We start from the raw sequence: 26,814 nt of genomic DNA, 5'->3' as shown, positions 1-26,814 counted from the left end.
GTCAGCGTGATCACGGAGCGCAAGTTACCCGCAGGGTTGATAACAAAAATTTGCAATGCACGCCATGCAGTTTTTTTCACTGGTGCAGGAATTTCAAAGGCCAGTGGAGTTCCAACATTTCGTGATGGAGCAGACGGCACTTGGAACCGATTGAATTGGCGTCTTTACGCCACCCTGGACGGTTTCAAAAACAACCGCGAAGAAGTCTGGAAATGGTATGAACTGCGCAGACTTTCCATCCATGCGGCGAGTCCGAACGACGGTCATCTTGGAATTGCCAATTTCGAGAAACTGCTGCCCAAAGTCACTGTCATTACGCAGAACGTTGATGACCTGCATGAGCGTGCAGGAAGTCAAAGCGTAATTCATCTTCACGGCAGCTTGTTCTCACATAGGTGTGCAGCATGTGCGCATCCGCACACTATGAATGTGACCTCGCCCGAGGGGCAGATTGTGGCTTCAACTCCTCAACCTCGTTGCACCCGGTGTGGCGGGTGGATCCGGCCAGGCGTGGTTTGGTTTGGAGAGGGATTGCCAGAAGCCGATTTTGCCAATGCTGTTGCCGCAGTAAACGACTGCGATCTGTTTTTCAGCATAGGTACATCGTTGGATGTTCACCCGGCTGCCAATTTGGCTTTTATGGCAGCAAAACGCCCTATTTGTGTAGTCCAGGTCAATCCCCAAGAAACCGCATTGAATGACCAGGCCACCTTCACCTTGAAAGAGAAGGCCGAGAAGGCTCTACCTGCGATTCTCCAAGCTATATCCGAAGGATCTCAGCATGTCTGATTTGGACGCACCAGACATGAAACCGCCTACCCGATACGTACTGGAGTCGCTGAATGAAACTCTGTATTGGTTCAAGCAGAAACTTGAAAGAGTTGAATCCAGCCTGTCTCAAGACTCTGACGCCCTAGAAATCTTACGTTCACTGAAACACTTCCCGATTGATTTGCCTGCCGAACTGCTGCGCGTGGCTCAGTCCCTTAGCGATTTGGAAGTCAACATGCGCAATAGTTTCAGTGAAATGAATTGGAAGAATCATGAAGGCTTCAGTCGAGGCCGGACTACGGAATTACCACCTTGTGATCAGCATCAACTCCAAAACATCAACGCAAATCTCAATGACATTGCCTCCTTCATAGATGACAGGTCAACAGAAATCGGGAAAAGTCTTGATGGCTGTTTGGCAAATGAGGAAGACCCGTTATGGGACTATGAAATGGATGCCGAGTTGAGCTTCATCGCCCGGGATGATGATCCTGTCCATGGAGAGGTCAGTGACGACATGTTGACAGCACTAAAAATGCGTTTGTTTGAGGAGCAAGCAGATGCTTCTCCCCATTGGGTGCTTTCGGGTTCAGATTGGCCTGATGGATACGAGTTTGAGCCTATGCCGCATGGCCGAATTTTTCATGAGCTCTTACGGCACAGTGAGGAAATTTCGCGTGGACTGCCCCTTACGCTCAAGGAGATTTTGCGTATAGGTTTTGTGTGGTGTGATGTAGTAGTGCGGTACCAGTTCAATTACGACATCTCCAAGGGCGAATGGGTCAAAAATTCGGTTTGGGAAGACGGGAAATCCCCTCCTGAAAGGACTTACGTCAAGAAGGTAAAAGAAGATGCGCCAGGAGCTAGATGACCGACTGTTTCAGCGGTATCCCAGTATGTTTGTGGACCGCCATGCCACACCAGACAAGAGTTCGATGCACTGGGGCTTTGAGTGAGGCGACGGGTGGTACCCACTCATTGATAGTTTTTGCATCGAAGTCGAACGCTTGTTTGCTGACGTATCGGTGATGCCAGTCGTCGTCACGCAGGTTAAAGCCAAGCTTGGATCACTGCGAATTCATCACAAAGGCGGTGATGCGAGAGTTCGGGCGATGGCGGATCTGGTGCAAACTTTGTCTCAGAGCATTGATGAGGAGACTGGTCATATGCGTATGCAAGTTTGAATACCATTTGTCTGATGGTTGTCGCACTCAAGTACGGAGCATCTAGATACGCATCGGCATCACACGGACCGGTTGAAACTGGAACCTGTTCATTGGTTTAACAATACATCCCAAAATAAGTACTTCAAGTCAACCACATACATGAGGTAACCATGCCTAGGCTTTTATCTACTCCTGAGGAGTGGTTTCGAATACGCCAATGTGACTTCTACGAGTTCCGTCCTGCAGATATGCAGGACGATCAACCGGTCAATCTGCCTGTGGAGCTGACCGATTGGTTAGCCACGAATTTTCCAGATCGCGAGCTCCATACGCTGGGGCCAAGTGAACACAGTGGCTGGATCAGTGGTGGCCCCTGCATGAAAGTGCTGGCATTGACAACGGAAGAAGTCCAGCGGTTCAGCCAACGATGGGAAGATGCCAATGGCAAGTCAATCGACGATCGCTGGCAGTGCTACCAGTGGCCCTACCAGATGTGGCGTGACAAGTGTGATCGCATTGAAGTTACACAAGGCCGCCCCCCAAATGGCACGCAATATCGTTGGCTGTTGTGCTCAAAAGGTCTGTACTGGCTGCGCGGACGCTACTCCGATGCAACACATAATCCAGAATTTCCCGGAAGAGCATGTTTTGACGACTGGTGGGTTGTATGCCAACGCTTCCCTGAAGTGATGGAAGCCACGAAAACCCTCTTCATGATGGGCAATGACTATGTGGCACACGATGGAACGCGCACCGTTGTCTTCGACATCTACCAAAGAGACGACCACGATTTGAAATACGTCCCACTATGGGAAACTCACAAAAGTGAGCATGCCACTGAAAAAGTACGTGCTGCTCTGGGGCTTTCAAGCAGTGTGGAAATTCACCTCGGGGACTTTTAGACAAAGCGATGGGAAACCCAATGCGGGTGCAATCCTGGCCGCTATCCCCCATTGACGACAACCAGTCGACATTGCAAGTTAATAGAGTCATTACTAGAAAGCCGTCACTTCTGAGCGACGGCAGCTGGCCCAATGCGTGAAACCAGTGCTACGCCCAAAAAGCTGACGGCGAGGGATTTCATGAAGTAAACGCGGCGCCCCTTTCCGTTGAGGCTTCTATTGCGCAAGCTTGATGGTCCCTCAACTCGTTAGGAGACCATCATGGAAACCGTTGCCAATTCAGTTCACCGCGAGCCATGGAACAAGGGCAAGATAGTCGGACAGAAGGCACCATTCAAGCTCAAGGACATTTGGGCACTCCGCGTTCGACTTCAAATGGAAGGGCGCGTGCGAGAACTGGCTCTTTTCAATCTAGGCATCGACAGCAAGCTTCGAGGCTGCGACCTAGTAGCGCTCAAGGTGCGCGACGTGTGTCATGGCGATCAACTGGCGACGCGCGCCATCGTGATGCAGCAAAAGACTAAACGCCCTGTTCAGTTTGAGATAACCCAGGTCACACGAGATGCCCTGCAAGCGTGGATCAAACAGGCGAAGCTAAAGTCCGACGATTTCCTTTTTCCAAGTCGACTACACGACTCTCCGCATCTTGGCACTCGCCAGTACGCGCGAATCCTTGGTCACTGGGTCAATGAATTGGGGCTCGACCCTGCGGAATACGGAACGCATTCATTACGCAGAACAAAGGCTACGCTGATCTACAGGCGCACCAAGAACCTTCGTGCCGTTCAGTTGCTCCTAGGCCATTCGAAATTGGAGTCAACGGTTCGATATCTTGGCATTGAGGTGGACGATGCTCTTGAGATATCGGAGCAGACAGAGATTTGATCATCCGGAGGATCTGCCGCGCCGCCCTACTCGGGGAGCGGCGGATCCGAACGACTACAGCCTGGAAGGCCGATGAAAAAGTGCTACTGGCCAACACCTTGCATAGAAACCGATAAGGGAAAATATGGACTGACCTGTGGATCTGGCACTTGCTGTGTGCCCGCCGTTCCATAGCAAGCTTCCCAAACTTGACTAGTTAGCCAGATGATCAAATTGCAAATGCCAGCACCTACTGGCGAGGCACTGAAGAATGCGCGCTTGGCTGCTGGGCTTAGCCAGGCCCAAGCAGCCGAGCTGATAGGCGTTCCCATTCAGGTTGGAAGCCGGGGCGGCGTTCAATCGCGAACCTGGCAAGCTCTGGAAAGTCCAACAGACGAACGACAAATGCAGGGGCCCGTCTTCGCCATGTTTCTCTTACTGACGGGTCAGCATCCAGACTATGAACTGGTTAGCAAGAAGAACAACTGATGTTCCTGCCGACCATCCTTATTGATTGAACGATCAGTCGGCATCGGGCCAGTTGCTGCCTTTGACGACCGTCTGCTTTTTGACATTCAATTCACTGGCGTCAATTAAGAAAACCGCTCAAGCTGCACTTTCTTCTCCACCATGTCCTGGTCCGTGTCGGCGAAGCGCGCCGCGATGCTGCGAAACTCGTCTTGCAACGCCAAGAAGGCATCCGTAATGTCGGGGTCAAAGTGGCTTCCCCTGCCCTCTTGGACGATCGCCACCGCCTTTTCGTGCGGCATGCCCTCTTTGTATACACGGCGGCTGATCAGGGCGTCGTAGACGTCAGCGACCGCCATCAGGCGCGCCGACAGGGGGATGGCATCTCCCGCAAGGCCTTGCGGATACCCGGAACCGTCCCATTTCTCCTGGTGCGACAAGGCAATTTCCTTTGCCACGGAAAGAAAGTCCACCGACATGCCCAACTGCCTTTCCGCATGCTCAATTGCGTCGCGGCCCAGCGTGGTGTGGGTCTTCATGATCTCGAACTCGGCGGGTTCAAACCGGCCGGGTTTGAGAAGAATGCGGTCAGGGATGCCAACTTTTCCGATGTCATGCAAGGGTGCAGACTTGAACAGCATCTCGATGTAGCTGTCGCTCAGTACATTGGCAAAGCGCGGGTGCGTGCGCAGGTGCTCGGCCAGTGCCTTGACATAAAACTGGGTCCGGCGGATGTGGTTGCCCGTATCCGAATCCCGCGTCTCTGCAAGGGAGGCCATCGCCAGAATGGTGACATCCTGAATGGCCACAACCTCCCGCGTCCGCTTGGCGACCTCCGTTTCCAGGAAGTCACTCTTGTCCCGCAGGAAATCCGTATGCGCCTTCAGGGCCAGATGGTTCTTTACCCGCGCCAACACGATGGGCGGACTGATCGGTTTGGTGATGTAGTCCACCGCGCCCAATTCCAGACCATGCTGTTCATCGTCGATATCGGTCTTGGCAGTCAGGAAAACCACCGGAATGTCCCGCGTTTGCGGGTTGTGCTTGAGGCGCTGACACACTTCGTAGCCATCCATGCCCGGCATCATGATGTCAAGCAAGATCAGGTCAGGGGGCGGCACCATGGCAGCGAGCTTCAATGCGCGCTCACCGCCGTTTGCCAGCAGAACCTGGTAGTCCGTCTTCAGCAACTCGCGCATCAGCGAGAGATTGTCGGGGGTATCGTCAACCACCAAAATGGTGGGCTTGTTCAGCGTGGGTACAACCGCATCCATGCTAGCGGGCCTCCGTAACAGCGGGTATCGCAGCCAATACAGTGGCCAGTTGCTGGACAGAAACAGGCTTCAGAAAAGTACCGACGACGTTCATTCGTTTCGATGCCGCAATGTCCTTGGCCACCGATAGCATGGCTGGATCTCCCCCCGTCATCAGAACCAGTCCGCCCGCAAAACCCAGCGCAGTCAGTCGTTCGAGGAATTCGAACCCATCCATTTCTGGCATGTAGATGTCGCAAAGCAGTAGGCTGGGCAGGGTCCGACACTCGGAAAGCATCTTCAAGGCTTGCCGGCCATCCAGGGCCGTGTGCACCGCTTCACACCCCAGATCGTGAAGCATTTCGCGCAGCAGCTCCTGCGTAAGTTCGTCGTCGTCTACCACCAGTGCAGTAGGGGCCTGTGCAAGAGGGAAGGAGGCGGATTGAGAATTTTCGGTCATGGGCAGGCCTTCATTTAGTGGTATTCACGTCGACGCCTGAATCAGCGCCAGGGCGGCTTCAAAGTCAAAGGCGTTGAGGCTGCCAATGATTTTTTTCCAGTGTGTGGGGTAGGCAGCGCTTAAAAGATCGGCATGCTGCTCGCACAGGTCCATCGCGGTCGAATCGCCCCGCTCCAGCAGCGCCATGAGGCGTGCGCGCACAGCGGCGACCTGTTCGGCGTCCACCGACACGGCGGGCTGCTCGCAAGTACTCTCGCCTTCGTCGGGCAACGCCTGCAGGGCCCGCATCACAGGCTCCAGAGCCCGCAGTACCTTCTGCAGCAACTCATCAACCTGCCCTCCAGATGCTGCCTGAGTGCAGGCAAGCTCCAGTTGCTCTGCAGCTTCCTGTAACGGCTTCGCGCCAATCGTCCCTGCAGTACCCCGCAACGTATGGGCGCAGCGTTGTGCTGCGGCGGCATCGGTATCCTGTCGGGCACGAGCAAACTTGGCAGAAAAATCATGCTGTCCGTCGCGGAACTTGCGCAGCATCCGCAGATACAGCGCCTTCTTGTTCAATGCAGTCTTCAAGCCAAAACGGACATCGACGCCGGCGCTCGACAACTGATAAAAAAGATCGTCAGCGACGGTGCCTGTTGCGTCGTCTGCTACCGACTTGATAGCAGTGGATGCGAGATGCGTAGTACCTGCCGGATGCATCCATTTGGCAATGGTGTTGAACATCACTTCCACATTGAGCGGCTTGGCAATATGGTCCCACATGCCGGCTTCCAGTACTTTCTCCTTGTCGCCGGCCATCGCGTTGGCGGTCATCGCGATAATGGGCAGCTTCTGGAGGGCAGGATTCTTGCGAATCTCGCGGGTCGCGTTGTATCCGTCCATCACCGGCATCTGGCAGTCCATCAGCACACCGTCAAAGGCCGTGTCGCGGGCCAGAATGTCGAGTGCTTCCTGTCCATGATGGGCCACCACCACCTCGATACCGGCCGAGGTCAGCAGCTCTACCGCCAATTCCTGGTTCATGTCGTTGTCTTCCACCAGCAACATGCGTGCGCCCTTGAGCATTTCCACGGCACCGGCAAAGTCTTCCGCACGCACCTCACTGTGGGTGATGACATCCATACCCCGTCCCAGCGCCTCCCCAATCGCCTCCAGCAGGTTCGAGGGGGTGACCGGTTTGGTGACGATGATTTGCAGCGGTACGCCTCGCTCCCCCGCACTGATCATGGCCTCTTCACGGCCGTAAGAAGTAACCATCACTATGGCGGGCATCTGACGGAACTGCTGCCCGCGCAGCTGTCGCATGGCCTCCACTCCGTCCATTCCCGGCATTTTCCAGTCCATAAGCACCAGCTCATAGGGCAGCCCCTCGTGGTCAGCCTGCGAAAGCATTTGCAAGCCCGAAGGGGCATCAGCGGTTGAATCGACATGCAGCCCGAAAGCCTGCACCATGTCGCACAGAATGGTGCGGGCGGCTGCGTTGTCGTCCACCACCAGCGCCCGCACGCCGGCCAGCTCTTCGGCGCGGAGCATCCGCCGCACTTGCGGGGAGGCCTGCACCCCGAAGCGGGCCTCAAAATGAAAGGTGGAGCCTTGCCCCGCAACACTTTCCACCCAGATCCTGCCGTGCATGGCTTCCACCAGGCTCTTGGAGATGGCCAGCCCTAGGCCCGTACCACCGTACTTGCGCGTGGTGGAGGCATCGGCCTGGCTAAAGCTCTGAAACAGCCTGGCGCACTGCTCGTGCGTCATGCCAATGCCAGAGTCGCGCACCCAAAAATGCAGCAGCACTCCCTCGCCGGTGTCTGGCACCTTGTCAATTCCAATGATGATTTCGCCCTGTTCGGTGAACTTGGCAGCGTTATTACCCAGGTTGATGAGCACCTGCCCCAGGCGCAGCGGGTCCCCGACTAGGCTGGTAGGGAGGTCCGGAGACATGTTGAACAGCAGCTCCAAGCCTTTCTCTTCCGTCTTGATGCCCACCAGATTGGCCAGGTTGTCCATCACATCGTCCAGATTGAAGTCCACCGACTCGAGGTTCATCTTGCCGGCTTCAATTTTGGAGAAATCCAGAATGTCGTTGATGATGCCCAGCAGACTCTCCGCCGAGCGGTGCACCTTCTCGATGTAGCTGCGCTGCTTCTTGTCCAGGTTGGTTTTCAGCGCCAGGTGGCTCATGCCGATGATGGCGTTCATGGGGGTGCGGATTTCGTGGCTCATATTAGCCAGGAAGTCGCTCTTGCTGCGGGTTGCAGCCTCGGCGGCCGCTTTGGCTTGTTCCAGCGCATCGCTGGCGGCGTGCTTCAGGCTGACATCTTCCAGAAACGCAATCGTCACGCCGCGCATGGGTCCGTCTGTCAGCAGCCTGGCATTCACGCTCACCCAAAAGCTGGAGCCATCCTTGCGCACCATGGGGTGTTCCGTGAACGAGTTGCCAGTCCGTGACAGCTGACCGTACATGGCCTCACCCTGGCGCACAAATTCTTCATCGCTCGGGTACATGATGCGGGCAGACTGGCCATGGAGTTCGTCGGCAGATGCATAGCCCAGCATGGTCACGGCCTTGGAATTGCAGCGGATCAGCACCCGGTCTTTGGCAAGAACAATGCCCACGGCTGCCGCATCAAAAATGGTTTGCAGATCGTCGCGGGCTGCGGAGAGCTCCTGCTGCTGAAGCTCCAGCGATCGGGTCACCTCTGTGAGTTTGGCGGTGCGCTGCTCCACCAGCTGCTCCAGATTCGTGGTGAGCTGCCGGATGGCATCTTCGGCTTCCACTTCCTTGGTCACGTCCTGAAGAATCGCCGTGAACAGTTCTTCACCGTTCACCTGCAAGTGGGAAATGGACGCACGGATGGGAAACTCCTGGCCGTTGGAGCGCAGCGCCCAGAACGTTCCCCGCTGCCCCATGCCCCGGTGCAGGACTCTTTCGTGCCCGAACTTTTCCACTTTGGCCGCATGCGTGGCGCGGAACCTTTCGGGCAAAAAAGTCTCCAGGGGCAGGCCGATGGCTTGTTCCTTCGTATAGCCAAAAAGCTCCAGGGCCGCCTCGTTGATCATGGTGACCCTTTGGCGCCGGTCCACCGTGATGATGGCGTCCATCGCCGATCCGACGATGGCCTGCAGTTTGGCAGATTCCCATGCAATGTCCCGCCGGGCTGTCACAACCTTTTCAGCCATGGCGTTGAATGCCATCGCCAGCTGGCGCAGTTCAAACGGCCCCGAAACAGGAACCGAAACGCCCGCCTCCGGGTTTTCGCTCAGGCGCATGCTGGCACCCTCAATACGCAGCAACGGACGCGCAACCCGCCGGTACAGAATCAACGAGAGCAAACCTGCCGTCAATAACGCGAACGCGGCCTCGGCCATCCAACGCTTCTGCGCGTCCCAGCGGCTTTGCGCATCTTCCAGCGCGAGGTTGTATTCCAGAAAAACCGCGCCACTCACCAGCGACCGGATTTGCGACTTCGTTCCCGCCTCCACGAAGGGGCTCAATACCCGCAGACGACGGGGCGATCCGTCAAGCACCTGGACATCGGGCAGGCGCCCGCTGGTGACAGTTTTCAGTCGCTGCAGGTCAAATCCGGGGACCATTTGCACAATGTTCTTGCCAGTCCAGTCCAGCCGGTGGGTCGCCTGAATCGCGCCATCGTCGGCCACCACCGCCAATGCCGCTATGCGCAGATCAGTCGATTCGACGCCCAGATCGCTGTCCAGCTGGGCCTTGTTGCGTGTCAGCTCGGTCTGTGCGGTGCGTGCCAGACGTTCCGACTGAGACAAGGCATCGGAAATGGCAGTGTCGAGGGTATGTTTTTCCCCGCCGCGCAAGTTGTAGGCATACGAAAGCACCGACAACACGAGAAACACCAGAAAAATGCCTGCGGGCAGACCGAAGCGCAGGTTCAGATACTTCCTCATGTGCTGCCTCCCGCGCGCACGAAGCGGTCATCAAGCAGGGTTGCGGTGTCCACCGGCTTGCTCAGCAACTTTGCGCCCAGCAAAATGGATTGCAGCAAGGGCAGGTTCTTTGCCAGTGTGCCGTCTGGCTGGAGCATGGCGCGATTTTGCGCGGCGTCTGGGAGCTTCAGCCCGTCAAACGCGGCCGCCACCTGTGCCGGCTCCAATTGCAGGCGGGGCGCCACATGGATGGCGGCCTCGGCGGGACGTTCGTGCAAAAGGTTCAGGGCTTTGAGTTGCATGTCCACCAGATGCTGAAGCGCGTCATGGTGGGTCGTGAGTACATCCGCACGGACCGCCAGTACATCCACGATGCGGTCGGGGAACGCGCTGCTGTCAAATATGGTGCGCCCGCCCTTTGCCTTGATTTGACCGGCCCACGGCTCCGCAGTCACCACCACGTCAGCCAGCCCTTTTTGGTACACCTCAGCAGCCCGCGCCTGGGTGATGGGCACCTTCACCACCTGATCGGCGCGAAGCCCCGCTTTCTCGAGCAGGGAGGCCATCACGAGCGCGCCGACCGAGTTGTTCTCGGCCGCAATCTTGCGTCCGGCCAGGCTGGACAGCGAAACCCCCGGCCGTGCCAGCACCTGGTCGGCACCATCCGAGGTATCCAGCACCAGGACAGCCCGCAGATCCACGCCACCGGCGCGGGCCGACATCATCTCGTCAAGGGTCAGCAGCGCCGCTTCCAACTTGCCAGCCGCCAGGGCACGGACCGAATCACTGCTGTTCTGCAATTCAATCAGCCGCACCAGATCGGGGCTGAGCCAGCCCATTGCGCGTGCCAGAAACACTAACTCGTAGCCGGGGAACACAATGGTGCCAACCCGCACCGGCGGGAGTGGGGGAGAGCAGCCGACCAGCATCGAAGCGCCGGCAATGTTGATCACCGTACGGCGTTTTAGCAGCGCCCCACTGTTCTTGCCAGACAAAATTGGTTCCACACGTTCGCCTTCTAGTGCTAATGCTGCTCAAGCACGATACACCAAAGCGTCATGTTTGCAAAAGGCTTGAGTAGGCGCCGATTTCAACCTCCAAAATTCAGTTCACCGCTGTCGTTATTCATGTGTATTGAAGATGTCAGCTTGAGGGTACTGAAACCTATGATTACTAAGGCCCCTTTGGGTCGGTAGCACCTATTCCCGGCTGCCCGAACCGGACTTTGATGGCATCAACCTGCTTTTGCGTAGTGCGAACGGCAGTAAACCGTCAGATACCCGCCGTCCGATTGAACAAAGCACATGCTCAGCAAATGACCGCTTAGCGATGGTCACCGGGCAGTGGAGGCGCGTCAGTGAACGGCAGCAACCGCTGCAAAGCATCCCTCCAAAATCACGCTTTCCCACCCCCACACACCGTACACCCGGCACTGCGCGGCATGCGTACTTCGCTCCACTCCATGCGGCGGCCATCGAGCATCAGCAGGCGTCCCACCAGGGGTTGGCCCGCGCCGCTCAATAGCTTCAGGGCCTCGGCGGCCTGCATGCTGCCGATAATGCCCACCAAGGGGGCGAACACGCCCATGGTGGCGCAGCGCGCTTCGGTGAAACCGGCTTCGGGCGGGAACACGCAGGCGTAGCAGGGGGACTCGGGCACGCGGGGGTCGTAGACGCTGATCTGGCCGTCGAACTGGATGGCGGCGCCTGACACCAGCGGTTTTTTATGGCGAACGCAGGCCGCGTTGACGGCGTGGCGGGTGGCGAAGTTGTCGCAGCAGTCCAGCACCACGTCGGCCTGGGCCACGGCCGCGTCCAGCCACTCGGGCGTGGCGCGCAGGGCGTGGGTGTGGACCTTCACCTCGGGGTTCAGCGCCTGCAGGGTCTGCGCCGCGGATTCGACCTTGAGCATGCCCACGCGCTCGGTGGTGTGGGCGATCTGGCGTTGCAGGTTGGTCAGGTCCACGGTGTCGTGATCCACCAGCGTGAGCGTACCGACACCGGCCACGGCCAGGTACATGGCCGCCGGGGAACCGAGGCCGCCAGCGCCGATGACCAGCGCGTGCGCGTCGGCGATGCGCTGCTGGCCTTCGATGCCGATGTCGTCGAGCAGGATGTGGCGCGAGTAGCGCAGTAGCTGGTGGTCGTCCATGCCCCGCACTCTACGCCAAAGCAGTGGTGCGCTTCTTGGCCTGCATCAACGCGCGTTGGGGAAAAACAGCTGCTCGCCGCCGATCCGGTAGGCCGCAATCACGGCCTGCCCGGCGGGCGACACCAGCCAGTCGATGAACTTCTGGCCCTCGGCCACTTTCACGTGCGGATGCCTGGCCGGGTTCACCAGCATGACGCCGTACTGGTTGAAGAGGCGCTTGTCCCCTTCCACCAGCACGCGCAGGTCGGCGCGGTTTTTGAAGTTGAGCCAGGTTCCGCGGTCGGCCAGCACGTAGGCGCCGGTGCTGGCGGCCATGTTCAGCGCCGGGCCCATGCCGCAGCCACAGGCCTTGTAGGCCGCGCCATAGGGCACGGCCGTGTCGGCCAGCTTCCAGAAGCGCAATTCGGCCGCATGGGTGCCGCTTTTGTCGCCGCGCGAGATGAATTCGGCGTTGCCCGCGGCCACCTTGCGCAAGGCCTGCACGATGTCGCCGCCCTTGGTCTTGGCCGGGTCATTGGCCGCCCCCACGAGGATGAAGTCGTTGTACATGACCGGGTAGCGGCGCACGGCAAAGCCCTCGGCCACCAGCTTTTCCTCGGCCTCCTGGTCGTGCACGAACAGCACATCGGCGTCGCCGCGCCGCCCCATGTCCAGCGCCTGGCCGGTGCCCAGGGCCACCACCTTCACTGCGATGCCGGTGGCCTGCTGGAAGGCCGGGAGCAGGTGGGCAAACAGGCCCGACTGTTCGGTGGAGGTGGTGGACGCCACCACAATGCCCTGCGCCTGGGCCAACAAGCCGGTGCCCAGCAGGCTCACAGTCGCTATGACTTTCATAGCTGTCTGCGCAATGTTTACGCGGGCCAGAGGCCAAAAACACCTTGAAACTCGGCTCACTGGGCTTCTCCTCGCAAAAAAGCGTCCAGGCTGGGGTGGTGGCGCGCCACCTGTTCGCGGTCAAAGAATTCGGCCACCGGCAGGTCGGCCAGCACGCAGCCCTGCTGCAGAAAGACGACACGGCTGGCCAGGCGCTTGACCTGGCCCAGGTTGTGGCTGGCGAACACCAGCGCGGCGGTGGGCGACTGGTGGGCAAACTCCTCCACCAAGGCTTCCACTTCACGCTTGGCATGTGGGTCCAGGCTGGCGGTGGGCTCGTCCAGCAGCAGCACCTGCGGCTCCAGCGCCCAGGCGCGTGCCAGCGCCACGCGCTGCTGCTGCCCGCCCGAGAGGTGGCGGGCGTTGCGCCCGGCCAGGTCGGCCAACCCCACCCGCTGCAAGGCAGCCTGGGCCAGCGCTCGGGTCTGGCCCCAGGGCTGCCCGGCAATCCACAACGCCAGCTGCAGGTTGCGCAGCACCGACATGCGCAGCACGAAGGGACGCTGGAACAGCATGGCCTGGCGCAGGTAAACGGCACGCTCTACCGTACCGGTGCTGGGCGCCAGCAGCCCATGCAGCAGGCGCAGCAGGCTGCTCTTGCCGCAGCCGTTTGCCCCCACCAGGGCCACACGCTCGCCTGGCGCAATGCGCAGGCTCACGCCTTGCAGCGCCAGCACCTTGTTGCGCCCCCGGCCGTAGGTCAACGAGGCGTCTTGCAGCGCATAGAGCACCGGGCTCACGCGTAAACCTCCGCGCTGCGCGCTGCAGTGCGAGCGTGCTTGGGAACGGCCCGGCGCATGGGCATGACTTCCACCTCCGTGCTACGCACTGCGGTGCGAGCGTGCTTGGGAACGGCCCGGCGCACGCTCATACGGCCAACTCCAGCTGCAGCAGCGCCCGGCGCAGCACACTGACCAAGGCATTGAGCACCAGCACCACGGCCAGCAGCACCAGGCCCAGGCCCAGGGCCAGCGGCAGGTCGCCCTTGCTGGTTTCCAGCGCGATGGCCGTGGTCATGACCCGCGTGAAGCCTTCGATGTTGCCGCCCACCACCATCACTGCCCCGACCTCGGCAATGGCGCGGCCAAAGGCTGCCAGCAGCACGGTGAGCAAGGCCACGCGCTCGTCCCATGCCAGCAGCGTGCCGGTGAGCAGGCTGCCCGCACCCAGGGAGCGCAGTTGTTCGCCGTTGCGCTCGAAGGCGTCTTCCACCACCTGCCGGGTCAGCGCGGTGACCACGGGCAGCACCAGCACGGCCTGGGCCAGCACCATGGCCTTGAGCGAGAACAGCCAGCCCAGGTGCCCCAGCGGCCCGCTGCGCGACAGCAGCAGGTACACCACCAGCCCCACCACCACCGAGGGCACGGCCAGAAAGGTGTTGAGCAGGGCCAGCACCGCCTGGCGCCCGGCAAAGCGCGTGGCGCCCAGGGCTGCGCCCAGCACGATGCCCAGACCACTGGCCAGCACGCAGGCGCTGGCGCTCACCCACAGCGAGCGTGCGACGATGGACCACAGCTGCGGGTCGGGCGCGCGGATCAGGTCGACCGCGGTGGAAAAACTCTCGGCAAAACTCGTCATGCAGGAAGCGGAACTCGGTGGCCCCGCCGTGCTGGGCGGGGGTTTGGGTTATCGTAGGTGCAGACCCCGAAAACGACGATAGGAAGCGCTGTGCATAGGTTGCAACTCCACTACACACTGGGCGCGCAAGCGCAGGACGCACAGGTGCGCAACCCGCTGATCGACCTGCTGCGCAGCGTGGACCAGCACGGCTCGATCTCGGCCGCGGCACGCGCGCTGGGCCTGTCGTACCGCCATGTGTGGGGCGAACTCAAGCGCTGGGAACAGACACTGGGCCATGAACTGCTGGTGTGGGAAAAGGGCCAGCGCGCGGTGCTCAGCCCCTTCGGTGCCAAGCTCATGTGGGCCGAACGCCAGGCCCAGGCACGCCTGGCACCGCAGATAGAAGCCCTGCGTGCCGAACTGGAACGCAGCTTTGCCCAGGCTTTCGACGACACGGTGCAGGTCGTGACGCTGTATGCCAGCCACGATGAGGCGCTGTCGGCCCTGCGCGAACACGTGCTGCAAGCCAGCCAGCCGCTGCACCTGGACGTGCGCTTCACCGGCAGCCTGGACGCCATCCGGGCGCTCAACGAAGGCCGCTGCGAGATGGCGGGCTTCCACACCCTGCTCGACACAGCGGCCCAGTCACACACCCGGCGCAGCTACAAGCCACTGCTGCAGCCGGGGCGGCACAAGATCATCGGCTTTGCGCGGCGCTACCAGGGGCTCATGCTGGCACCCGGCAACCCGCTGGGGCTATTCACCCTGCAGGACGTGGCATCCAAGCGCGCACGCTTTGCCAACCGGGCGCTGGGCAGCGGCACCCGGGTGTTGCTGGACGAGCTGCTGGATCGGCAGCGCCTGACCGGCAGCCAACTGGTGGGATTTGAGAGTGCCGAAGCCTCGCATGCGGCGGTAGCGCAGCGCGTGGCCAGTGGGGAGTGCGATGCGGGCATCGGGCTCGAATCCGCGGCCCGTGCCGCCGGGCTGGACTTTGTGCCGCTGGCGCAGGAGCGCTACCACCTGGTGTGCCTCAAGAGCACGCTGCAGCGCCCCGCCACCCAGACCCTGCTGGCACGACTGCAAGACGCGGCCTGGCAGCGCACCCTGTCGCAGGTGGCCGGGCACGCCCCCGCCGACTGCGGCAAGGTGCTCTCGCTCAAGCAGATGCTGCCCTGGTGGGAGTACCGCCAGCCCAAGGGGCACTGAGCGAGCAGGCTGCTCAAGCGGCGTGCACGCCCTTGGCCAGCCAGCCCATGAGCTCGCTGGTGCCGCCGCAGCAGGCCACCGGCACCAGCGCGAAGCCGAAGTCACTGGCCCAATAGGCACTGACCCAGGTATCGAGCAACACCACGGTGGCAGTGCCCGGCAGCAGGGCGATGGTGGCGAGGTAGATGAGTGAACTGACGGACAAGGCCTCGCGCCCGAATGCGCGCAGCACGCCGCGCACATAGGCCAGCTGCACGAAGCGGCCCAACAGGAACACGGCGACGATCAGCAGAACCGCCAGACAAGCAGGATGTGACATGGTGAATCTCCCCCAAAGCGACACCAACTCCGGCCCGCCGTGGGGCGGGTCACCCAACATCACCGACGCGGCGGGATTCAGGGAGGCAGGGGCAAGTGCAAGGCCGCGTATCCGCTGCACACGGGTGCGCGGGCAGTCCTTGGGGACGGGGCGACTGCGGTGGCGATCGGCGAGCCTGGCATGTTCATCTCCCGGTGGGTGGTCGCATGCGATGGCGCGACCAAAATGTAAGTTCAGTGTAAGCACCGCGCCGGGCCCTGTAAACCGGAAACCATGCGCCCGGCGCGGGTATCTCGCAGCGCCGCGCTACAGTCCCGCCATGCTGACCGGACTGAACCACCTGACCCTGGCCGTCGCCGACCTGGCACGCAGCCTGCACTTCTACACCACCGTGCTCGGTGCCCGTGCGCACGCGCGCTGGGACCAGGGCGCCTACTTGCAGGTAGGCACGCTGTGGCTATGCCTGTCGCTCGACACCAGGCGCTCAGCGCCAGCCACCAGCGACTACACCCACTACGCCTTCGGCATCGCCCAGGCCGACTTCACCGGCTTCGTGGCCCGCGCGCGCTCCCTGGGCGTACCCGAATGGAAAAGCAACCGCAGCGAAGGTGACTCGTTCTATTTCCGCGACCCCGACGGCCACCAGCTCGAGGTGCATGTGGGCAACCTGGAAAGCCGCCTGGCCGCCTGCAGGGAACGACCCTACGCAGGCATGGTGTTCGCGGGCTCAGGTGCCGTCTGAGGGATCGACTTCCTGCGCCTGCTGTGCCAGGTTGGCCAGGCATTCGGCCCAGTACTCGGTGCAGGCCCGTATCTTGGGCAAGCGGTGGCGCTCCTGCAGCATCACGGCATAGATGGGGATGCGCGGGCTGGCGAAATGGTCCTGCAGCAGGGGCACCAGCTTGCCCTGGCGCTCCAGCGGTTTGGCGTAGAGGTCGTTGATGCGAGCGATACCGACGCCGTTGAGTACCAGGCTCAGCAGCAAGGCAGTGTTGTCGGTGCGGGTGTGGCCACGCACGGTCAGGTCCGGCGGGCCGGCAGGGTCTGCCAGCGTCCAGCGGTTCAGGTTGGGGCTGGAGCTGCTGGCCACGAGGCGGTGGTGCTTCAGCTCATCGGGCGTGCGCGGGGTACCGAAGGCCTGCAGGTAGGACGGCGCGGCGTAGAGCGTGCGGCCATGGTCGCCAATTTGCCGCGCCACCAGCGTGTCGCTCTGCACCGAGCCGCTGCGGATGGCAATGTCGATGCCGTCGCGCGCCATGTCGGCCATGCGGTCGTCGGCGTTGATGTCCAGGTGCAGTTGCGGGTAGCGCGCATACAGACCACTGAGGCTGGGTGCGATGACGCACTCGGCCAGGATCGGGCTCACGCTCACCCGCACCCAACCGCTCGGTCCCTGCAGCTTGCCGCTGAGTTCGCTCTCCAGCTCCGCGGAGGTGTCAAGCAGCCGGCGCGCGTAGGCCCAGAAGGTGTCGCCCTCGTCGGTGAGGCTCAGGCCATGGGTGGTGCGGTGCACCAGGCGCGCACCGCAGGCCGCCTCCAAACGGGTGAGCGCCCGGGTGACCTGGCTGACCGGCACATTGCGCTCCCGCGCGGCGGCCGACAGGGTGCCGAGTTCGGCAATGCGGGTGAACAGGGCGACGTCATCGAGCTGGAGTTGCATGCCGGCATTGTGGGCTTGTTTTGCATTTATCGCAAAACCAATTTGCTTTTTTGTCTATTTCCGGCAATTGGTTGCAACCATAAAGTTCATACCACGCACACACCACCGGAGAACACCATGCACCACACGCCCATCGACCCACACACCCGCGCCCGACTGCACGACCTGGCCAAGGCGCAGGCCCGGCAATTGCGCCAACAGGCCGTGGCCGACTTCTGGGTGGCCGCCTTTGCCGCGGTGCAAGGGCTGGTCACTGGCAAAGCGCGCCGCGCCCGCACGGCAGATACCTCGCGCACGCCGGCAAGCCGCGCGGCCCTGCAGTCATCCACCGGAGTTTGACCATGCCCACCCTGCTTCTCAAAGTCGCCCCGCTGCAGAACCCGCCGCGCTACCAGCAACTCGCCCAGGCCCTGACCCGCCTGAGCACCGTGCACCTGAACAAGCGCGCGGAGGTAACTGCCGTGGTGATTGAAGACCTACCGGCCGCACGCTGGTTTGTGGGCAGCCAGCCCCTGCAGCATCCCACCGCCCTGCTGGAAATCAGCATCACCGCAGGCACCAATACGGCCGAAGAAAAAGAGGCCTTCATCGCCGCCGCGTATGCGGAACTGGAGCAGCAACTCGGCGAAGGCCTGCCGCTCGAAATTGCCAGCTATGTCATCGTGCGCGAGCTGCCTGCCACCGACTGGGGCTACGGGGGCGAGACGCAGGCGGCGCGGCGAATGGGGGCGACCGCAGTCCCTAGCCCCCACCCCGCTGCATGAACAAGTCGAAGCGCGTCATGAAGGCATGACGTGCAGCCTCATCCACGCCCGCAAAGCGGAACTGCACCAGCAGGCGCGGCATGCGCACGAGGGCAATTTCACGCGGCTCGCCCTGGTGCCATTTGAGGCCCAGCGCGCCATCACCGATGCGCACCCCGGCACTGCCTTGCTGGAGCTTCCAGAAGTGGTCACCAATGGCACCGGGCAGCCAGCGCAACCATTCATCCTCGGTGCATCCCATTTCGCGCTCGAAGCGCTCGTCATAGTAGCTCTGCATGTCCTCAGCCCCCGGCGATCGGGGGCCAGATGGCCAGCACATCGCCCTCCACCAGGGCATGGGTGGCCCGGTTCTCCGGGGCCACGTACACGCCGTTGACCAGCACCAGATGCACCCACTTCGGTGGCAGCTTGTAGGCCTCCACCACCTGCGATATGGTCGTACCGGGGTCGAGGTCCAACGTGGTGATGTTGGTGTACTTCGATTCCTGCGGCAGGTACTCGGTGAGTGAAGCGAACAGTTTCAGCGTGACTTGCATGGGTGCACTCGGTAGAGTGAATCAGTGGAATCGCCGGCAAGCGGCTGCACAGCGGCGCGGCAGGCAAGGCGCAAAGCACAGACGGGCCCGTAGGCCCGGCGCGCATTTGCAACGCCGCATGGCGCGGCGAGGGGCAGACGAGTGACAGTGAATTTCATTGATTCACTCTACTAACGACGGCGTGCATCCTGTGCACCCGACCAATGGCTTTGCCCCTGCGCACAGGCCAGGTAGGCCTCCATGAGGCGTGTGGGCTCCTGCAGCAGCGTGTCTTTCCATTCACCCAGGCGGACCTGCCCTTCCACCAAGCCGCGCATCACACCCACGTGGTCGGTCCAGCCCACACTGTTGCATCCCACCAGCACGTCGCCCTGGAACTGCAGGCTCAGGTGGCGCTGCGCCGCCTTATCGGTGAGCTCCACATGCTGGCCGCCGGGGCGCCCCTGCCAGTCCCCGAAGCTGGCCGAGATGAGGCCCAGGGTGTCGAGCACGTTGATCTGCGTGACCCCCTTGAGCTGCGCCGCCATGGGCTGGCCACGACTGTGGGCTAGCATGTTGAGCGCGGCCACGCGCGCCTGCTCGGCGGCATTGGGCTGGATGGCGCTGACGATGGTCTTCCCGCTGACCTTGTCGAAGGCTTCGGCGCAGTCACCCGCAGCAAACACGCCGGGCACGTTGGTCTGCAGGTGCTCGTCGGTGAGCACGCCCAGCAGGCAGGAAATGCCGGAGTCCTGGAGGTAGCCGATGGCCGGGCGCACCCCGGCGGCGCTGATGACCAGATCGGCCTCCAGCGTCTGGCCATTGGAGAGCTTCACCTGCAAAGGCTTGCCCGGTGCGACGCTTTCGACCTTGGTCGAGGTGAATACTTGCACACCCTTGGCACTGACCCAGTCGCGGATCATGCCGCCGGCCGTGGGGCCCATCATGCGCGGCACCATGCGGTCGCCCATCTCGACCACCGTGAGCTGGACGCCGCGCGCTGCCAGCGCTTCCATGATGATGCAGCCGATGAAGCCCGCACCCAGCTGCAGCACGCGCGCACCTTTCGTGGCCAAGCTGGCAATCGCACGGGCGTCCTCCAGCGTCCAGCAGGTGTGCACGCCTTGGCTGTCTATGCCGGGAATCGGGGGATGCACGGGGTGGGAGCCGGTGGCGACCAGCAGGGTGTCGTAGCTCAGCGTCTGCCCGCCCGCAAGCGCTACGGTTTTGGTAGCTGTCTGCACTGATACCACCTCGGCTCGCACCTGTTTTATGCCCAAATTCTCATAGTGGGTGGCGCTCTTGCGCAGATAGGTACCGCTTTCACCGATATTGCCCGTGAGCAGGTAGGGAATGGCCATGCGCGAGTACGGCGGTTCGGGCTCGTCGCCGACGATGGTGATGGCATCAAGAGGGGCGTGCTTGCGCAGGGTCTCTGCGGCGATGACGCCGGCGGGGCCGGCGCCCAGGATGAGGTGGTGCGTCATGGCAATGTCTCCAAAAGAAAGGGTTGCGGGGGCTCTGTGCAGGAGCCCGCGCAACCCTGTTGCGACCTAAGGCTTAAAGGCCCAAACGTGCCTTGGTTTCCGCCGTGGGGCGGCCTTCGGCATCCCAGCCGCGCACGGCGTAGTACTTGGGCAGCATCTCGGCCAGCATGTTGACCTTGCCCTTGGCCGGGCCGGTCTTCACGGCGCCCACGCTGGCGTCGGTCAGGCGCTTGGGCAGGCTGTCGTCCTTGGACGTGAACCCGGCGCGGTTGTTGAACTCGCGCTCCATGTTCCAGATGCGCTCGCCGATCTTGGCCAGCTCTTCGACCGTGTATTCCTCATTGCAGGCGCCCTGCATCTGCGGTGCCAGGTCCTGCAGGCCCCAGGCGAAGGTGGTGAAGATGCACAGGCCCGACGAGTCGAAGGCAGCGGTCGCGTCCTGGAAGGCCTTCACCAGCTCGGGCTTGCCTTCGTGTTCCAGCGGATCGGTCTTGACGGGAATGCCCAGCACTTCGGAGGCGATGGTATAGCCGCGCAGATGGCAGCCACCACGGTTGGAGGTGGCATAGGCCAGGCCGATGCCCTGGATGGCGCGGCCGTCGTAGGCCGGAAACTCCTGGCCCTTGGAGCTCATGCTCAGCTCGGGGTGGCCGTACTTGGCGGTCAGGCGCTTGGAGCCCTGGCCGATTTCCTTGCCAAAGCCGCGGCCGTTCACGGTTTCCTCGGCCAGGAAGGCCAGCGCGCGGGCCGAGCCGAAGTTGGCTTCGATGCCGACCTGTTCCTTGGTGAGCACACCCATTTCGTACAGCTCCATGACCGCGCCGATGGTTGCGCCGAAGCTGATGGGGTCGATGCCTTCCTCGTTGCAGAGCAGGTTGGCGTACTGCAGGCACTCCAGGTCGTTCACGCCATTGGCCGCACCCAGCGCCCAGGCCGCTTCGTATTCCAGGCCGCCGTTGGCACCGCGGTACTGGGGCTTGGTCTCGATGGTGAAGTGGGTTTCGTCCATCTTGCTGATGCGCCCGCAGGCAATGGTGCAGCCGAAGCAGGCCTGGTTGGTCACCAGGTGCTTCTTGCCATCGGTCTCCCTCGGCTTGGCCATGGCCTCCGCACCAATGTCCTTGGCACCCTCGAATTGCGAATCCTGGTGGTTGCGGGTCGGCAAACCACCCACCTCGTTGATGACGCTCATGAGCACCTGGGTACCCATGGCGGGCAGGCCGGTGCCGGTGACGGCGTTGTCCGCCAGCACCTTCTTGCTGACCTTGACGGCTTCGAAGAAGGCCTTGGGGTCGCGGATGTTGCCCACGCCCTTGGTGCCGCGCACGGCAATGGCCTTGAGGTTCTTGCTGCCCATCACCGTGCCCACGCCCGAGCGCCCGGCGGCGCGGTGCAGGTCATTCACCACGGCGGCGTAGAGCACACCGTTTTCACCGGCCTTGCCGATGCTGGATATGCGCGTGAGCGGGTCCTGCAGTTCCTTCTTCAACGTAGCCTCGGTGTTCCACACGCTCTGGCCCCACAGGTGGCCGGCGTCGCGCAGCTCCGCCACGTCGTCGTTGACGTACAGGTACACCGGTTTGGGCGACTTGCCCTCAAAAATGATCATGTCCCAGCCGGCCATCTTGAACTCGGCGCCCCAGTAGCCGCCCGAGTTGGAGCAGGCAATGGCGCCGGTGAGCGGCCCCTTGGTGATGACGGTGTAGCGCCCGCCGGTGGATGCCATGGTGCCGGTGAGTGGGCCGGTGGCCCAGATGATCTTGTTGTCCGCACTCAGCGGGTCGACCTTGGCGTCCACTTCATTGGTGAAGTACTTGGTGCCCAGACCGCGCGAACCGATGTAGTCGCGCGCCCACTGCATGTTCAAGGGCTCGCTGGTGACGGTACCCTTGCTGAGGTTGACGCGGAGAATTTTTCCTGCCCATGTCATGACTGTTTCTCCTTAAGACGCGGAAGTTTGGTTGCCCAGCTTGTCGGCCCACTGTTCCATCTTGGAAAGGCCGGTCCAGTTGGCATCGATGAAGGTGATCGCGCCGGTGGGGCAGGCATCGGCACAGGCCGGAGAGCCTTCGCACAGGTCGCACTTCTGTACCTTGCCGGTGTCGACCACGTAGTTGATGGTGCCGAAGGGGCAGGCAATGGTGCAGACCTTGCAGCCCACGCAGGTGGCTTCGTTCACCACCTTGGCTCCAGTGGCCTTGTCGACCGTGATGGCCTCTACGGGGCAGGCGTGCAGGCACCAGGCCTCGTCGCACTGGGTGCAGGTGTAGGGCACCTTCTTGCCGGTGTGGTGGAAGTCGAAGACCTTAATGCGCGACTTGGCCGTGGCGAAGGTGCCATGGTTCTCGTAGGCGCAGGCCATTTCGCACTGCAGGCAACCCGTGCACTTGTCCGGGTTGATATGCAAGGTTTTCTGCATGAACGTCTCCTTGGGTTGGGGTGTGCAGCGAAGAACCCTGCACGTGACCTATGAAATGGTTTGCCTAGGCATTCTTGGTTTTCATGCCCCTTTCGCCTTCAGGGTTAACCCGCAGAAGCGGCCTGCCGTCTCAAAAATTCTCAATTTGAGACAGTTCACAAACCACCCGCGCAGCCGCACAATGGCTGCCCACCATGGCGCATTTCGCACCCGCCCACCCCGCCAGTGCCCTGCCCCCAGCAGGCACGGAGGAGCGCCTGCGCGCCATTGCGGCGGCACGGCGCCACGTGATGCAAGGCGGCGCCGATGTCCCGTTGCCCGTGGAATCCTGGATCGAGCGCTCATGGCGCCGCTGCCTCGGTATGGGACTGGACCCGCGCCGCAACATCGAGTTTGACTGCGTGTCGCCGACGCAGATGCGCCGCGTCCAGGAAGCCAACCATGACTTGCTGGACACCGCGGCACCCCTGCTGGAACAGCTCGGGCGGGCCATTGCCAACACCCGTTTCTTTGCCTTGCTGACCGATGCCCAGGGCGTCGTGCTGGCCAGCAGCGGCCACATCGATCCGTCGGACCTGCGCGCCGAGCGCATCACGCGCGTCGGGGTCGACCTCTCGGAGCCCGCCATCGGCACCTCGGCCATCAGTGCAGCACTGCAGGAACGCCAGCCCGTGTGGCTGCACCGGGGAGAGCATTTCTTTGAAGGCAACGCCGCCTACAGTTGCGCCGGCGCGCCCATCTTCGGACCGGACGGGAACTGCGTGGGCATGGTGGACGTGACCGGCATCGACACCCACGAGCGCCCCGAGTTGCGCCACCTGGTGCTGCAGACGGCGCGCCGCATGGAGAGCGCACTGGTGCTGCAACGCCCGCACGCCCTGCTGCTGCGGCTGGCATGGCCCGGCAGCGTCATCGGCGCCGACGGCGATGCCCTGGTGGCGCTGGACAGCGACGGCTGCGTGGTGGCCGCCAACGATGCGGCGCGCCAGATGCTGCCCATGCTGCTGGGGGCTGCCGCAGGGCGGCTGCCCATCGGTGATGTGCTGGGTGTGGAGGTACAGGTGCTGTTCGACGCCGCCGCGCGGCGGCGCAGTGCCTTCGAGGTGCCACTGTGGAGCGGACTGTGTGTGCAGGTGCTTGCGCTGTGCGCCAGCCAAGCCCCGGCAGACCGGCGGCGCGCGTCCGACCTGGCCGCCGGTGCACCGCTCAAGGCCGTGGAGTCGGCCCTGATCCGCAAGGCGATCGATGCGGCGCGCGGCAACGTGGCGCAGGCTGCGCAGGCGCTGGGCATCAGCCGCGCCACGCTGTACCGCAAGCTCGGCCGCCGTCCCGGCGGCGAGCACTGACCGGTTACCGCCCTCAGGCGACTTCGGCGATCAGCTCGATCTCGACGCAAGCCCCCAGGGGGTTCTGGGCCACGCCGAAGGCGCTGCGTGCATGGGCGCCCACCTGGGCACCAAAGACCTCACCAAGCAACTCGCTGGCGCCGTTGGTCACCAGGTGCTGCTCGGTGAAATCGCCGGTGGAATTCACCAGCGACATCAGCTTGACGATGCGCTTGACGCGGTTGAGGTCACCCACCGCGGCGTGCAGCGTACCCATCAGGTCGATGGCGATGGCACGCGCCGCGGCTTTTCCTTCCTCAGTCTGCATGTTCTTGCCCAACTGGCCAACCCAGGGCTTGCCATCCTTCTTGGCGATATGGCCAGAGAGGAACACCAGGTTACCGGTCTGCACAAAAGGCACGTAGGCCGCAGCAGGCACCGCCACGGGCGGCAGGGTGATTCCGAGTTGCGATAGTTTGTCGTAAACGCTCATGGGGGGCTCCTTCGAAGAAGTTTCTGGTGTTTTTGGCCCCCAGCCCGCAAAAATACTGCGCAAGCAGCTACAAAATACATAGCGGATCGTTGGAGTCAGCGGCAGAGGCCTGTGTGCGCTAGTCTAACCACAGTGGCAGGCTGCGGGGGTATCAGCCACCCGCATGTCCTGCGGTCCAATGGCACCGGAGCGAGCGCGCAGGCACGCGACAATACCGGCATGACTTTTTCTCCCTGGGCACGGCTGGTGCCACTGCTGGCCGTGCTGGGTTCAGTAACCGCGCTGGGCTTGGGCACCTCGTTTGCCAAACAACTCTTTCCGGTCATCGGTGCCCAAGGCACCACGGCCCTGCGTGTCGGCTTTTCCGCGCTGCTCATGGTGCTGTTCTTTCGCCCTTGGCGCTACCGGATCGCGCGCGAGGACCTCGGATTCATCCTGCGCTACGGTGTGGCGCTGGGCCTGATGAACCTGCTGTTCTATATGTCCATCCGCACCATTCCGTTTGGTCTGGCCGTGGCCATCGAGTTTTCGGGTCCGCTGGCCGTTGCCATGTGGGGATCGCGCCGCCCGGTGGACTTTGTCTGGCTTCTGCTGGCCGTCACCGGCCTCGGACTGTTGCTGCCATGGCAGGCAGGCGCCGATGCACTGGATCCGGTGGGGGTGGGCTATGCCCTGGCTGCGGCCCTGAGCTGGGCGCTGTACATCGTGTTCGGCAAACGCGTGGGGCACCTGCCTACGGGGCTGTCGGTGTCGCTGGGCTTGAGCTGTGCGGCGTTGGTGGTATTTCCGGTCGGACTGGTCCATGCCGGTACTGCCCTGTTTTCGCCCGCGGTGCTGCTGTTTGCGCTGGGTGTGGCGCTGGTATCGAGCGCCATCCCGATCTCGCTGGAGATGGTGGCCCTCAAGCGGCTACCGCAGGCCGTGTTCGGGATCCTGATCAGCCTGGAGCCTGCCGTGGCCGCCCTGCTGGGTTTGCTGCTGCTGCATGAGCAGCTGAGTGTGCTGCAGTGGGCGGCCATTGGCTGCATCATGGCCGCTGCAGTGGGCAGCTCACTGACAGCAGCGCACCACCACTAGGCGCCTTCGGTATTGACCATGTGGTCGGCCATCTGCTGGAACACCTGCTCCAGCCCGGCACGCAAACTGTCGTCTGAAACTTGTTCGGTCAGGGCCTGGCGCATGCACAGCATCCATTCGTCACGCTCCCGCGGGCCCACCGTGTAGGGCAAGTGGCGCATGCGCAGACGCGGGTGACCGCGCTTTTCGATGTACAGCGACGGCCCGCCAAACCAGCCGGACAGGAATTCGTACAGCTTGGTGGCGCTGTCGTCCAGACTCTGCGGGTGCAGTCGGCGCACGGCATACGCCTCGGGAAGCGTGTCCATCAGGGAGTAGAAACGATTCACCAGCCGGCGCACACCTTCTGCACCGCCCAAGGCCTGATACGGAGTGACAGGTGTGGATTCCATGGTTGGTGCGGGGGATGTGTCGTTCGGAAGAATTGGCGCGACTGGCGGGGATCGAACCCACGACCCTTGGCTTCGGAGGCCAATACTCTATCCACTGAGCTACAGTCGCACGACGCTGGCGTTGCGCCAGCAGCGGGATTATCGCATGCGCGGGCCACCCCACTTCCCGTGCGCTGCGGTTGGTGGGAAGCCAATGCCCCTCTATGACAGTCGTCTTTCGGGGGGGCGTCGATATAATCGCCGCTTTCCCTCTGACCCGGTACCAGCCATGAGCCACTCTGCGCACTCTAACGACACCCATGCATCGACCCGTCCCCCGCTGAAGCTGTTGACTTCTGTGGGTGCATCCTTTGTGTTGCCGCTGGTGGTCGTGGGTGTGCTGGTGTCGATTTTCCTTTCGGGCGGTTCATCCGTTCCCAAGGCTTCCATGGCGGAAGACGCTGTGGCGGCCCGTATCCAGAAGGTTGGCAGCATCGCCTTTGCCGAGGCCCGCAAGGAAGCCCGCACTGGCGAGCAAGTGTTCCAGGCCCAATGTGGCGCCTGCCATGCCACCGGCGCCGCCGGTTCGCCCAAGTTCGGCGACGCCGCCGCCTGGGGCCCACGCATCGGCAAGGGCTTTGACGCGCTGTTGACTTCGGCGCTGAAGGGCAAGGGCAACATGAGCCCGCAGGGTGGCGGCGCTTCGAGCGACTTCGAGGTTGCGCGTGCCGTGGTCTACATGGCCAACGCTGGCGGTGCCAAGTTTGCCGAACCCAAGGCGCCCAAGTAAGCGACGCCTGCCGCACCTAACAC

Annotated in this window: 30 protein-coding genes and 1 tRNA gene; 13 read left to right on the top strand and 18 right to left on the bottom strand. The window is 62.1% G+C overall.

Annotation, left to right across the window (positions count from 1 at the left end):
* Positions 1 to 6 precede the first annotated feature (6 nt).
* The 6 genes from RQP54_RS07495 to RQP54_RS07470 all read left to right on the top strand — a co-directional run bounded on the left by RQP54_RS07495 (position 7) and on the right by RQP54_RS07470 (position 4,192).
* Positions 7 to 789, top strand: coding sequence for an NAD-dependent deacylase (locus RQP54_RS07495; RefSeq protein ID WP_315677560.1), 783 nt, complete (start codon positions 7 to 9; stop codon positions 787 to 789).
* Entirely contained in the window at positions 782 to 1,642 is an 861-nt protein-coding gene (locus RQP54_RS07490) for a hypothetical protein (RefSeq protein WP_315677559.1), read from the top strand. The genes RQP54_RS07495 and RQP54_RS07490 overlap by 8 nt, the downstream gene beginning before the upstream one ends.
* 136 nt (positions 1,643 to 1,778) lie before the next feature.
* The gene (locus tag RQP54_RS07485) at positions 1,779 to 1,955 is read left to right on the top strand and encodes a hypothetical protein (RefSeq protein ID WP_315677558.1); all 177 of its coding nucleotides are present in this window, start codon (positions 1,779 to 1,781) and stop codon (positions 1,953 to 1,955) included.
* 230 nt (positions 1,956 to 2,185) lie between these two features.
* Positions 2,186 to 2,839, top strand: a complete 654-nt coding sequence (locus tag RQP54_RS07480) for a hypothetical protein (protein WP_315677557.1) — start codon at positions 2,186 to 2,188, stop codon at positions 2,837 to 2,839.
* Positions 2,840 to 3,100: 261 nt separating this feature from the next.
* Positions 3,101 to 3,724, top strand: coding sequence for a tyrosine-type recombinase/integrase (locus RQP54_RS07475; RefSeq protein WP_315677556.1), 624 nt, complete (start codon positions 3,101 to 3,103; stop codon positions 3,722 to 3,724).
* 204 nt (positions 3,725 to 3,928) lie between these two features.
* The gene (locus RQP54_RS07470; RefSeq protein ID WP_315677555.1) at positions 3,929 to 4,192 is read left to right on the top strand and encodes a helix-turn-helix transcriptional regulator; all 264 of its coding nucleotides are present in this window, start codon (positions 3,929 to 3,931) and stop codon (positions 4,190 to 4,192) included.
* Between the two features lie 104 nt (positions 4,193 to 4,296).
* Here RQP54_RS07470 and RQP54_RS07465 read toward each other — a convergent pair whose 3' ends face one another.
* The 8 genes from RQP54_RS07465 to RQP54_RS07430 all read right to left on the bottom strand — a co-directional run bounded on the left by RQP54_RS07465 (position 4,297) and on the right by RQP54_RS07430 (position 14,380).
* On the bottom strand, positions 4,297 to 5,445 hold the full coding sequence (locus tag RQP54_RS07465) for a two-component system response regulator (RefSeq protein ID WP_315677554.1): 1,149 nt from the start codon (positions 5,443 to 5,445) through the stop codon (positions 4,297 to 4,299).
* 1 nt (position 5,446) lies between these two features.
* Positions 5,447 to 5,884, bottom strand: coding sequence for a response regulator (locus RQP54_RS07460; RefSeq protein WP_315677553.1), 438 nt, complete (start codon positions 5,882 to 5,884; stop codon positions 5,447 to 5,449).
* 24 nt (positions 5,885 to 5,908) lie between these two features.
* Positions 5,909 to 9,799, bottom strand: coding sequence for a response regulator (locus RQP54_RS07455; RefSeq protein ID WP_315677552.1), 3,891 nt, complete (start codon positions 9,797 to 9,799; stop codon positions 5,909 to 5,911).
* Positions 9,796 to 10,773: an ABC transporter substrate-binding protein gene (locus RQP54_RS07450; protein WP_315677551.1), complete on the bottom strand. Its 978-nt coding sequence runs from the start codon at positions 10,771 to 10,773 to the stop codon at positions 9,796 to 9,798. The genes RQP54_RS07455 and RQP54_RS07450 overlap by 4 nt, the downstream gene beginning before the upstream one ends.
* Positions 10,774 to 11,173: 400 nt before the next feature.
* Complete coding sequence (locus RQP54_RS07445; protein ID WP_315677550.1) at positions 11,174 to 11,929, bottom strand: molybdopterin-synthase adenylyltransferase MoeB; 756 nt, start codon at positions 11,927 to 11,929, stop codon at positions 11,174 to 11,176.
* 45 nt (positions 11,930 to 11,974) lie between these two features.
* Complete coding sequence (locus tag RQP54_RS07440; RefSeq protein ID WP_315677549.1) at positions 11,975 to 12,763, bottom strand: substrate-binding domain-containing protein; 789 nt, start codon at positions 12,761 to 12,763, stop codon at positions 11,975 to 11,977.
* 56 nt (positions 12,764 to 12,819) lie between these two features.
* Entirely contained in the window at positions 12,820 to 13,542 is a 723-nt protein-coding gene (locus RQP54_RS07435) for an ATP-binding cassette domain-containing protein (RefSeq protein WP_409997532.1), read from the bottom strand.
* A 127-nt stretch (positions 13,543 to 13,669) separates the two neighbouring features.
* Complete coding sequence (locus RQP54_RS07430; RefSeq protein WP_315677548.1) at positions 13,670 to 14,380, bottom strand: ABC transporter permease; 711 nt, start codon at positions 14,378 to 14,380, stop codon at positions 13,670 to 13,672.
* Between the two features lie 90 nt (positions 14,381 to 14,470).
* Here RQP54_RS07430 and RQP54_RS07425 point away from each other — a divergent pair, with 90 nt between their 5' ends.
* Complete coding sequence (locus tag RQP54_RS07425) at positions 14,471 to 15,571, top strand: substrate-binding domain-containing protein (RefSeq protein WP_315677547.1); 1,101 nt, start codon at positions 14,471 to 14,473, stop codon at positions 15,569 to 15,571.
* A 13-nt stretch (positions 15,572 to 15,584) separates the two neighbouring features.
* Here the strand turns inward: RQP54_RS07425 and RQP54_RS07420 are convergent, their stop codons facing one another.
* Positions 15,585 to 15,890, bottom strand: a complete 306-nt coding sequence (locus RQP54_RS07420; protein ID WP_315677546.1) for a hypothetical protein — start codon at positions 15,888 to 15,890, stop codon at positions 15,585 to 15,587.
* Between the two features lie 319 nt (positions 15,891 to 16,209).
* On the opposite strand from RQP54_RS07420, the gene fos reads away from it, so the two are divergent.
* A complete protein-coding gene (gene fos / locus RQP54_RS07415) occupies positions 16,210 to 16,632 on the top strand; it encodes a fosfomycin resistance glutathione transferase (RefSeq protein WP_315677545.1) in 423 nt (140 codons plus the stop codon).
* On the opposite strand, the gene RQP54_RS07410 is transcribed toward fos, so the two are convergent.
* Positions 16,618 to 17,550, bottom strand: coding sequence for a LysR family transcriptional regulator (locus RQP54_RS07410; RefSeq protein ID WP_315677544.1), 933 nt, complete (start codon positions 17,548 to 17,550; stop codon positions 16,618 to 16,620). The two genes, fos and RQP54_RS07410, sit on opposite strands and share 15 nt — an antisense overlap.
* Positions 17,551 to 17,667: 117 nt before the next feature.
* Between RQP54_RS07410 and RQP54_RS07405 the strand changes: the two genes are divergently transcribed.
* Both RQP54_RS07405 and RQP54_RS07400 read left to right on the top strand, forming a co-directional pair.
* A complete protein-coding gene (locus RQP54_RS07405) occupies positions 17,668 to 17,889 on the top strand; it encodes a hypothetical protein (RefSeq protein WP_315677543.1) in 222 nt (73 codons plus the stop codon).
* Positions 17,890 to 17,891: 2 nt separating this feature from the next.
* Entirely contained in the window at positions 17,892 to 18,314 is a 423-nt protein-coding gene (locus tag RQP54_RS07400) for a hypothetical protein (protein WP_315677542.1), read from the top strand.
* Here the strand turns inward: RQP54_RS07400 and RQP54_RS07395 are convergent.
* The 5 genes from RQP54_RS07395 to RQP54_RS07375 form a co-directional block, all read right to left on the bottom strand.
* Positions 18,292 to 18,591, bottom strand: coding sequence for a hypothetical protein (locus tag RQP54_RS07395; protein ID WP_315677541.1), 300 nt, complete (start codon positions 18,589 to 18,591; stop codon positions 18,292 to 18,294). The two genes, RQP54_RS07400 and RQP54_RS07395, sit on opposite strands and share 23 nt — an antisense overlap.
* Before the next feature lie 4 nt (positions 18,592 to 18,595).
* The gene (locus RQP54_RS07390; protein WP_315677540.1) at positions 18,596 to 18,850 is read right to left on the bottom strand and encodes a MoaD/ThiS family protein; all 255 of its coding nucleotides are present in this window, start codon (positions 18,848 to 18,850) and stop codon (positions 18,596 to 18,598) included.
* Positions 18,851 to 19,020: 170 nt separating this feature from the next.
* Entirely contained in the window at positions 19,021 to 20,316 is a 1,296-nt protein-coding gene (locus tag RQP54_RS07385) for an NAD(P)/FAD-dependent oxidoreductase (protein ID WP_315677539.1), read from the bottom strand.
* A 73-nt stretch (positions 20,317 to 20,389) separates the two neighbouring features.
* The gene (locus tag RQP54_RS07380) at positions 20,390 to 22,246 is read right to left on the bottom strand and encodes an aldehyde ferredoxin oxidoreductase family protein (RefSeq protein ID WP_315677538.1); all 1,857 of its coding nucleotides are present in this window, start codon (positions 22,244 to 22,246) and stop codon (positions 20,390 to 20,392) included.
* Between the two features lie 12 nt (positions 22,247 to 22,258).
* Positions 22,259 to 22,735: a 4Fe-4S dicluster domain-containing protein gene (locus RQP54_RS07375; RefSeq protein ID WP_315677537.1), complete on the bottom strand. Its 477-nt coding sequence runs from the start codon at positions 22,733 to 22,735 to the stop codon at positions 22,259 to 22,261.
* 194 nt (positions 22,736 to 22,929) lie between these two features.
* Between RQP54_RS07375 and RQP54_RS07370 the strand changes: the two genes are divergently transcribed.
* Positions 22,930 to 24,081 carry a sigma-54-dependent Fis family transcriptional regulator gene (locus RQP54_RS07370; protein ID WP_315677535.1) on the top strand — a complete coding sequence of 384 codons (1,152 nt, stop codon included), beginning with the start codon at positions 22,930 to 22,932 and terminating at the stop codon, positions 24,079 to 24,081.
* Between the two features lie 13 nt (positions 24,082 to 24,094).
* Here RQP54_RS07370 and RQP54_RS07365 read toward each other — a convergent pair whose 3' ends face one another.
* Positions 24,095 to 24,553, bottom strand: coding sequence for a RidA family protein (locus RQP54_RS07365; protein WP_315677533.1), 459 nt, complete (start codon positions 24,551 to 24,553; stop codon positions 24,095 to 24,097).
* A gap of 219 nt (positions 24,554 to 24,772) precedes the next feature.
* Between RQP54_RS07365 and RQP54_RS07360 the strand changes: the two genes are divergently transcribed.
* Positions 24,773 to 25,630: a DMT family transporter gene (locus RQP54_RS07360; protein WP_315677532.1), complete on the top strand. Its 858-nt coding sequence runs from the start codon at positions 24,773 to 24,775 to the stop codon at positions 25,628 to 25,630.
* Here the strand turns inward: RQP54_RS07360 and RQP54_RS07355 are convergent.
* Both RQP54_RS07355 and RQP54_RS07350 read right to left on the bottom strand, forming a co-directional pair.
* Positions 25,627 to 26,022 (bottom strand): group II truncated hemoglobin, encoded by a 396-nt coding sequence (locus RQP54_RS07355; RefSeq protein ID WP_315677531.1) that lies wholly within the window; start codon positions 26,020 to 26,022, stop codon positions 25,627 to 25,629. The two genes, RQP54_RS07360 and RQP54_RS07355, sit on opposite strands and share 4 nt — an antisense overlap.
* Positions 26,023 to 26,055: 33 nt before the next feature.
* Positions 26,056 to 26,131: transfer RNA gene (locus tag RQP54_RS07350), tRNA-Arg, on the bottom strand.
* Positions 26,132 to 26,290: 159 nt separating this feature from the next.
* On the opposite strand from RQP54_RS07350, the gene RQP54_RS07345 reads away from it, so the two are divergent.
* Positions 26,291 to 26,791: a c-type cytochrome gene (locus RQP54_RS07345; RefSeq protein ID WP_315677530.1), complete on the top strand. Its 501-nt coding sequence runs from the start codon at positions 26,291 to 26,293 to the stop codon at positions 26,789 to 26,791.
* Positions 26,792 to 26,814 lie beyond the last annotated feature (23 nt).

It is taken from the genome of Curvibacter sp. APW13 (genome assembly GCF_032337135.1).
Taxonomy (GTDB): Bacteria; Pseudomonadota; Gammaproteobacteria; order Burkholderiales; family Burkholderiaceae_C; genus Allorhodoferax.
Note: the sequence above shows the minus strand (reverse complement) of the source record. Positions and strands in the feature narration are given on the sequence as shown.